Source organism: Actinomadura nitritigenes, assembly GCF_017573545.1.
GTDB classification, from domain to species: Bacteria; Actinomycetota; Actinomycetes; order Streptosporangiales; family Streptosporangiaceae; genus Spirillospora; species Spirillospora nitritigenes.
The window spans coordinates 120,000-132,567 of record NZ_JAGEOK010000024.1 but is presented as its reverse complement, the minus strand read 5'-3'; the positions used below and the strand labels follow the sequence as shown (position 1 = coordinate 132,567).

Annotated in this window: 10 protein-coding genes; 9 read left to right on the top strand and 1 reads right to left on the bottom strand. The window is 77.4% G+C overall.

The window, feature by feature from the left end; translation table 11 throughout:
- Nucleotides 1–5: 5 nt before the first annotated feature.
- Entirely contained in the window at nucleotides 6–1,631 is a 1,626-nt protein-coding gene (locus tag J4557_RS32640; RefSeq protein WP_208270612.1) for an AMP-binding protein, read from the top strand.
- Nucleotides 1,628–3,043, top strand: a complete 1,416-nt coding sequence (locus J4557_RS32635) for an MFS transporter (RefSeq protein ID WP_208270611.1) — start codon at nucleotides 1,628–1,630, stop codon at nucleotides 3,041–3,043. Before J4557_RS32640 ends, J4557_RS32635 begins: the two co-directional genes overlap by 4 nt.
- A gap of 378 nt (nucleotides 3,044–3,421) precedes the next feature.
- Here J4557_RS32635 and J4557_RS32630 read toward each other — a convergent pair whose 3' ends face one another.
- A complete protein-coding gene (locus J4557_RS32630) occupies nucleotides 3,422–4,306 on the bottom strand; it encodes a family 3 encapsulin nanocompartment shell protein (protein WP_208270610.1) in 885 nt (294 codons plus the stop codon).
- Nucleotides 4,307–4,510: 204 nt separating this feature from the next.
- On the opposite strand from J4557_RS32630, the gene J4557_RS32625 reads away from it, so the two are divergent.
- The 7 genes from J4557_RS32625 (at nucleotide 4,511) to aroC (ending at nucleotide 12,552) form a co-directional block, all read left to right on the top strand.
- The gene (locus tag J4557_RS32625) at nucleotides 4,511–4,747 is read left to right on the top strand and encodes a hypothetical protein (protein ID WP_208270609.1); all 237 of its coding nucleotides are present in this window, start codon (nucleotides 4,511–4,513) and stop codon (nucleotides 4,745–4,747) included.
- Entirely contained in the window at nucleotides 4,744–7,602 is a 2,859-nt protein-coding gene (locus J4557_RS32620; protein WP_208270608.1) for a type 2 lanthipeptide synthetase LanM family protein, read from the top strand. Before J4557_RS32625 ends, J4557_RS32620 begins: the two co-directional genes overlap by 4 nt.
- Nucleotides 7,599–8,852, top strand: coding sequence for a DegT/DnrJ/EryC1/StrS family aminotransferase (locus J4557_RS32615; protein ID WP_208270607.1), 1,254 nt, complete (start codon nucleotides 7,599–7,601; stop codon nucleotides 8,850–8,852). The genes J4557_RS32620 and J4557_RS32615 overlap by 4 nt, the downstream gene beginning before the upstream one ends.
- A complete protein-coding gene (locus J4557_RS32610) occupies nucleotides 8,852–9,829 on the top strand; it encodes a sulfotransferase (RefSeq protein WP_208270606.1) in 978 nt (325 codons plus the stop codon). The genes J4557_RS32615 and J4557_RS32610 overlap by 1 nt, the downstream gene beginning before the upstream one ends.
- Nucleotides 9,829–10,578 carry an SDR family NAD(P)-dependent oxidoreductase gene (locus J4557_RS32605; RefSeq protein WP_208270605.1) on the top strand — a complete coding sequence of 250 codons (750 nt, stop codon included), beginning with the start codon at nucleotides 9,829–9,831 and terminating at the stop codon, nucleotides 10,576–10,578. The genes J4557_RS32610 and J4557_RS32605 overlap by 1 nt, the downstream gene beginning before the upstream one ends.
- Nucleotides 10,579–10,621: 43 nt before the next feature.
- Complete coding sequence (locus tag J4557_RS32600) at nucleotides 10,622–11,266, top strand: nitroreductase family protein (RefSeq protein ID WP_208270604.1); 645 nt, start codon at nucleotides 10,622–10,624, stop codon at nucleotides 11,264–11,266.
- A 107-nt stretch (nucleotides 11,267–11,373) separates the two neighbouring features.
- Nucleotides 11,374–12,552 carry a chorismate synthase gene (gene aroC / locus J4557_RS32595; protein WP_208270603.1) on the top strand — a complete coding sequence of 393 codons (1,179 nt, stop codon included), beginning with the start codon at nucleotides 11,374–11,376 and terminating at the stop codon, nucleotides 12,550–12,552.
- Nucleotides 12,553–12,568 lie beyond the last annotated feature (16 nt).

The following is a 12,568-nucleotide window of genomic DNA, read 5'->3' as shown; positions in this document are numbered from 1 at the left end:
CAAAGGTGACGAACCTCCACAATGGATCGGAGTACCGCGCGCGCGGGTGGTGGCGGGACGGGACGTTCCTGGACGACCTCGCCGCGCGGGCCGACGCCGCGCCGGACCGGCCGGCGGTGGTCAGCCACTTCTGGGAGACCGCCGGCGGCCCCGATACCGTGCTGACCTGGGCGCGGCTGGCCGAGCGGGTGGAGCGCTGCGCCGCCGGCCTCGCCGCGCTCGGCGTGCGGCCCGGCGACCGGGTCGCGATGCAGCTCGTCAACCAGTGGCAGGCGACCGTCCTCGCGCTCGGCTGCGGCCGCGCAGGCGCGGCCGTGGTCCCGTACTACATCGCGTCCGGCGCCGCCGACACCGAGTGGATCCTGCGCGAGTCGGGCGCGTGCGCGGTGGTGTCGCTGGACGAGGTCCGCGGCCTCGACGTCGCCGCGACGATCGCCGGGATGCGCGACCGGCTGCCCGCGCTGCGGCACCAGATCGTCGTCGGCGGGAAGGTCCCCGAGGGCGCGGTCGGGTTCGAGGACGGGCTGCTGGCGTCCGCCGCGGCGCCGCCCGAGCACCGTCCGGGCGGCGACGACGTCTTCCAGATCATGTACACCTCGGGGACGACCGGCCGCCCCAAGGGCGTCCGGCACTCCTTCAACACCCTGTACGCGATGGCGCGCTCGTTCACCGTCCCGCTCGGCCTCGGCCCGGACGACGTGCTGTCCACCCCCTGCATCGTCGGCGGGCAGGGCGGCTGGCTGTACGGGATGCTCGCGCCGCTCGTCGCGGGCGCGACCGCCGTGTGGGCGGACGCGTTCAAGCCGGGCGACTTCCTCGACCTCGCCGCCGAGTACGGGATCACCACCGCGTACTTCACCCCGCTGATCCTGGACGAGCTGGTCGCCGAGCAGCGGGAGAACCCGCGCCCGCTCGCGCTGCGGCACATGGTGACCGGCTCCACCCCGATCCCGCCCGGACTGCCGGCGCGGTTCCGCGAGACGTTCGGGTTCCCCGTCCGCCCGCTGTGGGGGATGACCGAGAACGGCGGCGTCACCATCGGCCGCGCCGGCGACCCGCCGGACTGGGCGGCGCGCAGCGACGGGCGCCCGGTCGACTGGATGGAGGTCCGGCTGGTCGGCGAGGACGGCGCGCCGGTCGACGGGCCGGGGCGGCTGGAGGTGCGCGGCGCGAACATGTGCCTCGGCTACGAGGGCGCCGACGACGTGTTCGCCGCGTCGCTGCACGACGGCTGGTTCGTCACCGGCGACCTGGCCCGGCCGGACGGCCGCGGCGGCATCAAGATCATCGGCCGCACCAAGGACATGATCAACAAGGGCGGGCTGCACGTGCCCGCCGTCGCCGTCGAGGAGGTGCTGCGCGCCCACCCGCGGGTCGCCGAGATCGCGGTCGTCGGCGAGCCCGAGCCGCTGCTCGGCGAGACCGTCGTCGCCGTCGTGGTGCCGGACGGCGAGCCGCCCGCCCTGGAGGACCTGCACCGCCTCGTCCGGGAGGCGGGGATGACCCCCGGCTACGAGCCGGACCGGCTGGAGGTCGTCGCCGAGCTGCCGAAGACGCCGACCGGGAAGGTCCGCAAGCGCGCCATCGAGGAGGAACTCGCCCGCCGGGCGAGCGCCGCCGCCGCGCCGTGACCCCGTCCCGGCGCCGGGCGCTGGCGCTGACGTCGGTGATCCTCGCCAACGTGATGGCGGTGATCGACTACAACATCGTCAGCGTCGCGATCCCGCGGCTGCTGTGCGCCTTCCCCGGCAGCACCCTCGCCGGGCTGTCCTGGACGATCACCGGCTACACCGTGGTGTTCGCCGCCGTGCTGCTGCCCGCCGGCGGCATGGCCGACCGGCTCGGGCCCAAGCGGATCTTCCTCACCGGGCTCGCGGTGTTCACCGCCGGGTCGGCGGCCTGCGCGCTCGCGCCCGGCCCGGCGGGGCTGGTGCTCGCCCGGATGCTGCAGGCCACCGGCGGCGGCGCGGTCGTCGCGCTCGCGATCTCCGTCGGGCTCAGCGAGTTCCCCGGCCGCGCCGGGCACGCCTTCGGGCTGCTCGGCGCGGTGTCGGGGATCGCCGGGGCGAGCGGGCCCGCGCTCGGCTCGGCGCTGATGGCGCTCGGCGGCTGGCGCTGGATCTTCCTGATCAACCTGCCGCTCGGCGCGCTCGCGCTGGCCTGCGGCGCCGCCGGCATCCCGCCCGGGACGCGGACCGGACGGGGCCTGCCCGACCTCGCGGGGGTGGCGCTGCTCGCGGGCGGCGTCGCCGCGCTCGTGCTCGGGCTCGTCCAGGGCCCCGACTGGGGCTGGACGGCCCCCGCGGTCCTCGGCGCCGCCGCCGGCGGCGCCGCGCTGACCTGGCTCGGCGTGCGCCGGTCGGCGTCGCACCCGCGGCCGGCCGCGGACTTCGCGCTGCTGCGCGCCAGGTCGACGGCGGCCGGGAACGCGGCCATGGCGCTGATGAGCGTCACCCAGTTCGCGGTCGCGCTGTGCGTCGCCCTCTACCTCACCGAACGGTGGGGCTACTCGGCGCTCACCGCCGCGCTCGCGCTCACCCCGGGCCCGCTCACCTCCGCCGCGGTGTCCTGGTGCGCCGGGCCGCTCGTGCGGCGGGCGGGCGCGCGGTCCGTGGCCGTCGCGGGCGGGCTCGCCGGCGCGGCGGGCTGGTGCTGGCCGGTCGCCGCCGAGGCGGCCGGCGCGGGCCGCTCCTACGCCGCGGTCGTGCTGCCCGCGCTCATCGCCGGCACGGCCGGGATGGCGGCCACGGCGGTCGCGGTCGAGACGATCGCGATGGAGGCCGTCCCGCCCGCCCGGTACGGCAGCGGCAGCGCGCTGATCATGCTGGCGCGGTCGGCGGGCGCCGCCGTCGGCATCGGCGGGCTGGCCGCCGTGCTGCACGAGCCGTCCGCGCGGGGGTTCGACGCCGCCTGGGCGGGGCTGGCCGCCGGAATGCTCGCCGCCGCGCTCGCGGGCGCCGCCGGCACGCGCGGCGCCCGCGGCCCGGAAAGCGGCCGCGGGCGCCGCCGCGCCGTTTCCGCCGAAGGCGGGGCGCGACACTGATCAATGGCCTGAACGGTCGGACCGGAAATTGCCGGAGGGTGCGACGGTAATTCGGCCGGCCAGCGGGCGGGCCATTGTCGCGGTACCGTCATGCCATTTCTCGCGGGTGAATTCTCACCACGGCTTCGTGCGCATGCGTTTCACCTCCCCGCGCTCACCGGAACCTCGCGTGCGGGCGGTCGTCACCACGGAGGCGTGCGCATGTCCTTCACCTCCCCTCGGCCGGAGCGGACGGGACCCGGACGATCACCACGGCGTCGTGCGCATGCGGGTCACCTTCCCTTCTGAACGGCCCGGGGCCCGGCGTTCGCGGGCCCCGCGGATCAGGGGCGGGCGCCGGGGCGCCCGTCCGGGCGCGCCGGCGCGCCGGCGCGCCGGTCACAGGCTCAGCAGGACGAAGTGCTGGGGGAGATGCACCGCCAGCCCGAGCGGCATCGACGCGGTGATCGTCGCCGTGTCGCCGCGCACCCGCAGCGCCAGCGCCGACTCCTCGCCGTCCAGCAGCGTCACGCCGGCGCGGAAGTCGCCGAGCAGCACCCGGTCCCGCGCGATCATGCGGGTCCGGGTGACGCGCAGGCCCGCCGAGTCCAGCGCGGGCAGCGCGCCGGCGAAGACGAGCCGCCAGTACAGCGCCGGGTGCATGACCAGGCCGTCGCACGACCCGCCGGTCTCCTCCACCTCGGCGCACGCCGCCATCAGCGCCTCCAGGGCGCTGCCGTCCGGCCGGCCCGGCGCCTCGGGGCGGCCGGAGGCGTCCATGCGGCGCAGGCCGTCGAGGTTCAGCAGGCCGGTGATCGCGCCGTCCCCGCTGCCGTGCAGCAGGACCTCGTTCTCCACCGTGCACAGTCGGACGATCACGCGGTGCTCGACGAACCGCGCCAGCAGCGCGGGATCGCGGGTCAGCTCGGCCGGCACCGGAACGGCCACCGAGATCTCCGTCAGCTCGGCCTTGGCGGCCGCGGCGCGGAACACCGCCTCGGGCGTCGCCCGGTAGGCGGTCCCGCTCGCGCCGCCGCCCTCGGCGGGCAGCTCGCGCACGTACCGCAGCGGCCCGCCGGTGACGGTGCCGCCCTTCGTCTGCTCCCGGACGGTCGGCCGGGGCCGCATCGAGGCCAGCGGGAACAGCGTGGTCAGCGGCCTGCGGACGCGGACCGCGGCGTCGCCGCCGCCCGCCCGGGCCACCGCGACCGCCAGCTCCTCGCCCGGCCCGCGCTCGCGCAGGGCGGGGTCGTCGATGAGGTAGTCCAGCACGGGAGCTCCCATCACGCGCGCCCCGCGCCGTCCCCGGTTCTCGGGGCGGGCGGGCCGCGCGGCGCCGATCCGCACGGCGCGATCTTGCGCCGTGACAGCCCGAGAGTAAGCAAAGACCGGAGAAATGAAAAGGGTCCCCGTCGATCTTGTCGGACGAAATTCGCCGTGATACAACGGCTCTGCGGATTGGCTTCTCCAGCTCAGGACGGTGAATACATGCGGCACCCGGAGAAAAACGGTGGGCGGGCCGCCGCATTCACCGATCCGATCATCGACGTGAACGCCGGGACCGGCAGCAGGCCGGCGGCCCGCCCGGCCCCCGGCTGCCCCCTGCGCGCCGCCGCGCTCGCCGCGGACCCGGCCCTGGCCGGGGCCGCCGGCGCGGCGGTGCCCGCGAGCGTCCCGGCCGGCGGAGGGAAGCCGCCGGCCGGGACGCCGGGCGACGGCCGATGAGCGCCGCGGCCCCGGCGCTCGCGGGCGTCCCCTGGAGGCGCGCCGCCCGACCCGGTGAGCCGCGCGACGCCGAGCCCGGATGGCACCGCCGGTTCCGCACCGCGTGGCAGACCCCGCCCGGCCCCCGGTCCGCCGAGGACCTCGGGCTGCTGGAGGCGGCCCGCCCGCTCATCGACGGCGCGCGGCGCACGCTGCGCGAACGCCTGCCGTCCGACCTCGGCCCGGACGTCCCGCGCGGCCTGCCGGACCTGCTCGCCGCCGCCCCGCCGCTCGGCTGGCTCACCATGGCCGTCCAGCCCGCCCTCGCCGAGGAGCTGGCGGCGGCCTCCGCCCGCGGCCTGGCCGGCGCCACGCCCCGCGACCGGTACGCGTCCTTCGTGCGCGGGCTCGCCGACCCGGGGCGGGCGCTGCGGATCTGGGCGGCGTACCCCGTCCTCGCACGGCAGGTCGTCGAGATCCTGGACGACTGGGTGTCGGCGCGGCTGGCGTTCGCCCGCGAACTGGCCGCCGACCTGCCCGCGCTCGCCGCCGCGTTCGGCGGCCCCGGCGGGCTCGGCGCCCTCACCGGCGTCGAGTTCGGCCAGGGGGAGACGCACCGCGGCGGGCGCACCGTCGCGATCGTCCGGTTCGAGCGCGCCGCCCTCGTCCACAAGCCCCGGTCCCTCGCCGTCGACCTGTGCTTCGACCGGCTCCTCGGCTGGTTCAACGACGCCGGCGTCCCGCACCCCCTGCGCCGCCCCCGCCTGCTGGACCGCGGCGACCGCGGCTGGAGCGAGTTCATCGAGCCCGCGCCCTGCGCGCCCGGCGACCTCACGGCGTTCTTCTGGCGGATGGGCGCGCTGCTCGCGCTGACCCACGCGGTGCACGGGTACGACCTGCACGCCGACAACGTCATCGCGGCGGGCGCGGACCCCGTCGTCATCGACCTCGAGGCGCTGTTCCACACGTCCGGCACCCAGCCGGGCGCGCGCCGGGCCCGGCTCGGCGACCCCGCCGCCGCGCGGCTGGACGCGTCCGTGCTGCGCACCGGGCTGCTGCCCGGCCCGCTCGTCATGCCGGACGTGGACACCGAGCGGCCCTTCGGCGTCGACATCAGCCCGCTCGGCACCGTCCCCGACCGCCGCTCCCTCATCCCGACGCCGCTCGCCGACGACCCCGGCACCGACCGGATGCGGGTCCGCCTCGGCTACCGGACCGTCCCGCCGCCGGCCGGGCGGCTCCGGCTTCCCGGCGGCGGCACGGTCGACCCCCGCCCGCACCGCGACGCGCTCGTCGCCGGCTACACCGCCGCCTACCACCGCCTCGCCTCCGCCGGGACCGGGCTCCTCGCGCCGGGCGGGCCGCTGGACGGGTGCGCCGGCGTGCCCGTCCGGCTGATCCAGCTGTCGACGTTCCTCTACGTCCGGATGCTGCTGGAGAGCTGGCGGCCCGACGAGGTCCGCGACGCCGCCGTGCGGGAGCGCGGCCTCGCCCGCCTCGACGCCGGCTGGCCCGGCGTCCCGCACCGGGAGGCCCTCGTCGCCGCGGAGAAGGCGGCGCTGTGGCGCGGGGAGGTGCCCGTCTTCGAGGTCCGCCCCGGCCACCGGGACGTGCGGCTGGAGGACGGGACGCTGCTCGCGGGCGTGCTGCCCGTCCCGCCGCTGGAGGAGACCGCCGCCCGGCTCGCCGCGCTGGACGAGGACGACCTCGCCGTCCAGATCGGGATCATCGACGCGAGCCTCGCCGCGCTCCCGCCCGCCCCCGCTCCCGCGCCGGGCCCCGGCGCCGCTTCCGTGCGCGGGCCGCGTCCGTCCGGGGACGCGCTGCGCGACGCGCTCGGCATCGCGCGCCGGCTGGACGCGGCGGCCGTGCGCTCCGGCGACCGGATCGGCTGGCTCGGCGTCGAGGTCGTCGACGCCCGGACCCGCCGCGTCGCGCCCGCCGGGCTCGGCCTGTACGGCGGGATCCCCGGCATCGGGCTGTTCCTGACCTACCTGTCGGCCGCGACCGGCGAACCGTGGGCCGAGCGCCTCGCCGGGCGCGTCGCCGACGAGGTCGCCGCCCGGCTCGCCGCCGCGTCCGCGGTCCGGGGAACGGTCCCGCCGCTCGGCCCCGTCTACCACCTGGCGCACGCCGCCGCCGTGCACGGCCGCCGCGACCTCGCCGAGGCGGCCCGCGACGCCCTGCTGCCGCCGCCCGGGGCGCCGCCGCCCGACCTCCCGTCCGGCGACGTCCTCGAAGGGGAGGCGGGCGTTCTCCTCAGCGCCCTCGCCCTGCACGCGGTCCTGCCCGGCGAACAGGTCGCGGGCGTCGCGCGGGCCGCCGGCGAGCGGCTCCTCGCCCGCGACCTGACCGGACCGGGGTTCGGGTACGGCGCGTCCGGCGCGGCCGTCGCGCTGGCCAGGCTGGACGAGCTGTGCCCCGACCCCCGGTTCGCGTCCCGCGCGCGGAGCCTCGCCGCGGGGGAGCGCGCACCGGGCCGCGACCCCGGCTGGTGCCAGGGCGCGGCGGGCGTCGCGCTCGCGCGGCTGGAGCTCGCCGCCCGGTACCCGTCGGCCGCCGGCCCGCTGGAACGATCCCTCGGGACCGCGGCGGCCGTCCTGCGGGACGCCGCTCCGCCGGACGACTCGCTCTGCCACGGCACGGCCGCCGCCGGCGAGGCGCTGGCCGCCCTGGACGGGACCGCGCCCCGCCCGCGCCGGGACGCCTGGCGCACCGCCCTGCCGGAGCCCGCCCCCGGGCTGCTCGCCGGCCTGTCCGGTATCGGGTACGCGCTGCTGCGCCGCGCCCGCCCCGCCGAGGTCCCGCCGGTGCTCGCGCTGGCGCCGCCCGCCCCCTCCGCCAGCCTCCTGTTCCCCCCAGAGGAGACGCCATGACCGTGGACGTTCAGCCGGGACCGCTCGCGATCGACGGCGCGGAACCCGTGCGCACCGACCCCTGGCCCACCTACGACAAGGGCGACGTCTTCATCGAGGAGGAGGATCTGGAGGCCGCGCTCGACGCCGTCCGGGCCCGCCTCTACTTCCGGTACGACCACCGGCCCCACGCCGAGACGCGGACCGGGCGCCTGGAACGGGAGCTGTGCGCGTTCTTCGCCGCCCCGCACGCGCTGACCTGCGCCAGCGGCACCGCCGCGATCACCCTCGCGCTGCTCGCGCTGGACCTGCCGCCCGGCTCCCTCGTCGCCTGCCCCGCGTTCACGTTCGCCGCGACGCCGAGCGCGATCCTGCTGGCCGGGCACCGCCCGCTGCTCGTCGAGTGCGACGACGACCTGCACCTGGACGTCGCGGACCTGCGCCGCCGCCTCACCCCCGAGGTCCGCGCGGTCGTGGTGGTGCACATGCGCGGGTTCGCCTCCGACATGGACGCGATCTGCGCCGTCGCCCGCGAGCACGGCATCCCCGTCGTCGAGGACGCGGTGCCCGCCCTCGGCGCCCGGCTCAACGGCCGCCCGCTCGGCACGTTCGGCGACGCCGGGGCGTTCAGCACCCAGTCCGACAAGTCGCTGAACACCGGCGAGGGCGGGTTCCTGCTCACCCGCGACCCCGCCGTGCACGCCCGCGCGATCGTCTACTCCGGCGCCTACGAGGGGCGGATGGCCCGGCACTTCGACGGCCCGCCGCCGGCCGTCGACGACCTCGCCTACCCCATCTACGGGCTGCGGATGGACGAGATCCGCGCGGCGCTGGCGTCCGCGCTGCTGCGGCGGCTGCCCGAACGGCTCGCCGCGCACCACCGCAACTACGACGACGTCGCCGGGCGGCTCGCGGACGTCCCCGGGATCGCGCTGCGCCGCCCCGTCGCCGACCACGCCTACCTCGGCGAGGCGCTGGTGTTCCGGCTGCCCGGCGCGAGAGCCGAGGACACCGCCTGGACCGCCGCCGCGCTGCGCGCCGAGGGCATCGACGCGCGCGCGCTCGGCGACCCCGGCGACACCAACGTCCGCGCCTTCTGGAACTGGCGGTTCCTGTTCCCCGACCGCGCCCGTGCCCGCGCCGAGTTCCCCGTCACCGCCGCGCGCCTGGACGAGTCCGTCGACATCCCGCTGTCGGCCAACCTCACCCAACGCGACCGCGACCACCTGGTGACGGCGGTGCGGAAGGTGGTCGGGGCGGGACGCCGCTGATGGTGCGCGTCCTCTACGTGACGGGCTGGTGCCGCAGCGGGACGACGCTGCTCGGCAACCTGCTGGGGGAGTGCGACGGCGCCGTCCACGTCGGCGAGCTCCGCTACCTGTGGACGAACGGGGTCCTCGGCCGCGGCACCAACACGCTGTGCGGCTGCGGCCTCGACGTCGCCTCCTGCCCGCTGTGGAAGGGCGTCGTCGCCCGCGTCGCCGGGGACGACCCGGCGTGGCACGCCGAACGCGCGGTCCGGCTCCAGCAGTCCGCGCTGCGCACCCGGCACACCGGCCGCCGGCTCGCCGAGGCGCGCGGGGTCCGGGCGGGGCACCCCGCCGTCGCCGCCCTCGCCGCGCTGTACACCGCGATCGCCGAGGAGTCGGGGGCCCGGCTGATCGTCGACACCGGCAAGTTTCCCGCCGAGGCCGCCGCGCTGTGCGGCGCGCCGGGCGTGGACGCCCGCGTCCTGCACGTCGTCCGCGACCCGCGCGCCACCGCCGAGTCGTGGCGGCGCGCCAAGGAGTACATCCCCGCGATGGGCGCGGCCCGCAGCACCGCGTACTGGACGGGCTTCAACCTCGCCTCCGAACGGATCGCCCGCGCTTTCCCGCGCCGCTCCCTGCGGCTGCGGTACGAGGACCTCACCGCAGACCCGCGCGGGTCCCTCGCCCGCGTCATGGCGCACGCCGGGCTGGACGGCGACCCGCCCGTCGACGCGGACGGCCGCGCCGTCCTCGGCGTCAACCACACGGTCACCGGCAACCCGGACCGGCTGCGGCGCGGCCCCGTCCGCATCCGCGAGGACGACGCGTGGACCCGCACGCAGCCGGCCCCGGCCCGGCTGGCCGCCACCGCGCTCGCCCTGCCGCTGCTGGCCCGCTACCGGTACCCGCTCGTCCCCGCTACGGCGCGCCCGCGCGCCCGGACACGCCCGCGGGACGGGGAACCGCCGCGGCAGGAGCGGCAGGAGGGAGCCGTCTGATGGACCTCGGCCTCACCGGACGCGTCGCCATGGTCGCCGCCGCGACCAGCGGGCTCGGCCTCGCCACCGCCCGCGAGCTGGCCGCCGCCGGCGCCGACGTCGCGATCTGCGGGCGCGACCCCGCCCGCCTCGACCTCGCCGCCGCCGAGATCGACAAGGCCGGGCCGGGACGCGTCGTCCCCACCCCGCTCGACGTCCTCGACCACGCCGCGTCCGCCGCCTGGGTGGACGCCACGGCCGCCGGGCTCGGCGGCCCGCACGTCCTGGTCACCAACGCGGGCGGCCCGCCCGCCGGGCCGGTGCTCGGCCGGGGCCTGGACGACTTCCGCGCGGCGGTCGAGCTGTGCGTGCTCAGCCACATCGCGCTCGTGCAGGCCGCGCTGCCGCACATGCGGGCGGCGGGCCACGGCCGCGTCCTGATGATCGCCTCGGAGACGATGCGGCAGCCGACGCCCCGCTACGGCCTGTCCAGCACCGTCCGGCCCGCGCTCGCCGGGTTCGCCCGGACGCTCGTCCGCGAGCTCGGCCCCGCCGGCGTCACCGTCAACGTCCTCGCGCCCGGCTACCACCGGACGCCCGCCGTCGCGTCGATGCCGGACCTCGACGAGGTCGCCGCGTCCATCCCCCTCGGCCGCCTCGGCCGCCCGTCCGACTTCGGGGCCGTCGCCGCGTTCCTCGCCGGGGAGCAGGCCGGCTTCGTCACAGGGACCACCGTCGTCGTCGACGGCGGCCTCGGCCAGGGCATCTGATCAGCGTCATCGGAAGTAACTCCGTCATCCCGGAAGGAACCAGGTGGACTTCGACGACGTGCTCGCCAACCGCAGGATGGTGCGCCACTACCTCCCTGACCCGGTGCCGCCCGAGACGGTCGACCGGATCACCGCCGTCGTGCGCAAGGCGCCGAGCGCCGGCTTCAGCCAGGGCCACCGCCTCCTCGTCGTCACCGAGCCCGCCGCCCGCGCGCGCATCGCCGAGCTGGCCGAGGAGTCCTACTACACCGGCCGCGGCGCCCCGCCGTGGCTGTCGGTCGCGCCCGTCCTGATGGTGCTCGGCATCTGCGAGGACGACTACCACGCCCGCTACACCAAGCCCGACAAGCTCGTCGACGGCGAGGAGATGGAGTGGCCCGCCCCCTACTGGTGGGTGGACTCCGGAGCCCTCCTGACGCTCATCCAGCTGACCGCGATCAACGAGGGGCTCGCGACCGGCTTCGCGACCGTCCGCGCCAAGGAGGAGCTCGCCGCGTTCCTCGGCATGCCGCCCGAGATCGCCGTCGTCGGCGTCATCACCGTCGGCCGCGCCCACCCGGACGCGCTGGCCCCCGCCGACCGCGCGCGGCTGCGCGGCCTGCGCAAGCCGTTCGGCGACCTCGTCCGCCACGAGTCGTGGAAGGACGGCGCCCCGCCGCCGGACCGCGGGCCCGCCGCGTCCACCTGACGGTCCCCGCCGCCCCGCCCGCCACCGGCCCGCCTCTCGGATGGCGGACCCTCTCAGATGGTGGACGCGGTCACGCGCGGGTGCGCGGAGTCAATAGGATCGTCGGCATGCTGCGCTGGTTGACCGCGGGGGAGTCCCATGGCCCGGCCCTGACCGCGATCGTGGAGGGGCTGCCGGCCGGCGTGCGCGTGACCTCGGGGGACATCGCCGAGGAACTGCGCCGCCGGCGGCTCGGGCACGGGCGGGGCGCCCGGATGAAGTTCGAGCAGGACCAGGTGACGATCCTCGGCGGCGTCCGGCACGGGGCGACCCTCGGCGGGCCCGTCGCGATCCAGGTCGGCAACACCGAGTGGCCCAAGTGGGAGACGGTCATGTCGGCCGACCCCGTGGACGCCGACGTCCTCGCCGCGCAGGCCAGGAACGCGCCGCTGTCGCAGCCGCGCCCCGGGCACGCCGACCTCGTCGGCATCCAGAAGTACGGCTTCGACGACGCCCGCCCCGTCCTGGAGCGGGCGAGCGCGCGGGAGACCGCGGCGCGCGTCGCGCTCGGCACCGTCGCCAAGGCGTTCCTCAAGCAGGTCCTCGGCGTGGACGTGCTCAGCCACGTGATCGCGCTCGGCGAGGTCCAGGCGCCCGAGGGCGTGCTGCCCGGCCCGGACGACCTCGCCGCCGTCGACGAGAGCCCGGTGCGCTGCTTCGACGCCGGGACGTCCGCCGCGATGGTCGCGCACATCGACGAGACCAAGCGGGCCGGCGACACCCTCGGCGGCGTCGTCGAGGTGCTCGCCTACGGCCTGCCGCCGGGCCTCGGCAGCCACGTCCACTGGGACCGGCGCCTCGACTCGCGGCTCGCCGGCATCCTCATGGGCATCCAGGCGATCAAGGGCGTCGAGCTCGGCGACGGGTTCACCACCGCGCGCCGGCCCGGCTCCCGGGCGCACGACGAGATCGACAACACCCCGGACGGCGTCCGCCGCCGCACCAACCGGGCCGGCGGCGTCGAGGGCGGCATGACCACCGGCGAGGTGCTGCGGGTGCGCGCCGCGATGAAGCCGATCTCCACCGTCCCGCGCCGGCTCGACACCATCGACGTGCGGACCGGCGAGCCCGCCAAGGCCATCAACCAGCGCAGCGACGTGACCGCGGTGCCCGCCGCGGGCGTCGTCGCCGAGGCGATGGTCGCGCTCGTGCTGGCGGACGCGGCGCTGGAGAAGTTCGGCGGCGACTCGGCCGAGGAGACCGCCCGCAACCTGCGGGGATACCTGTCCTCGCTCACCATCAAGTGAAGTGGACCCGCGGACT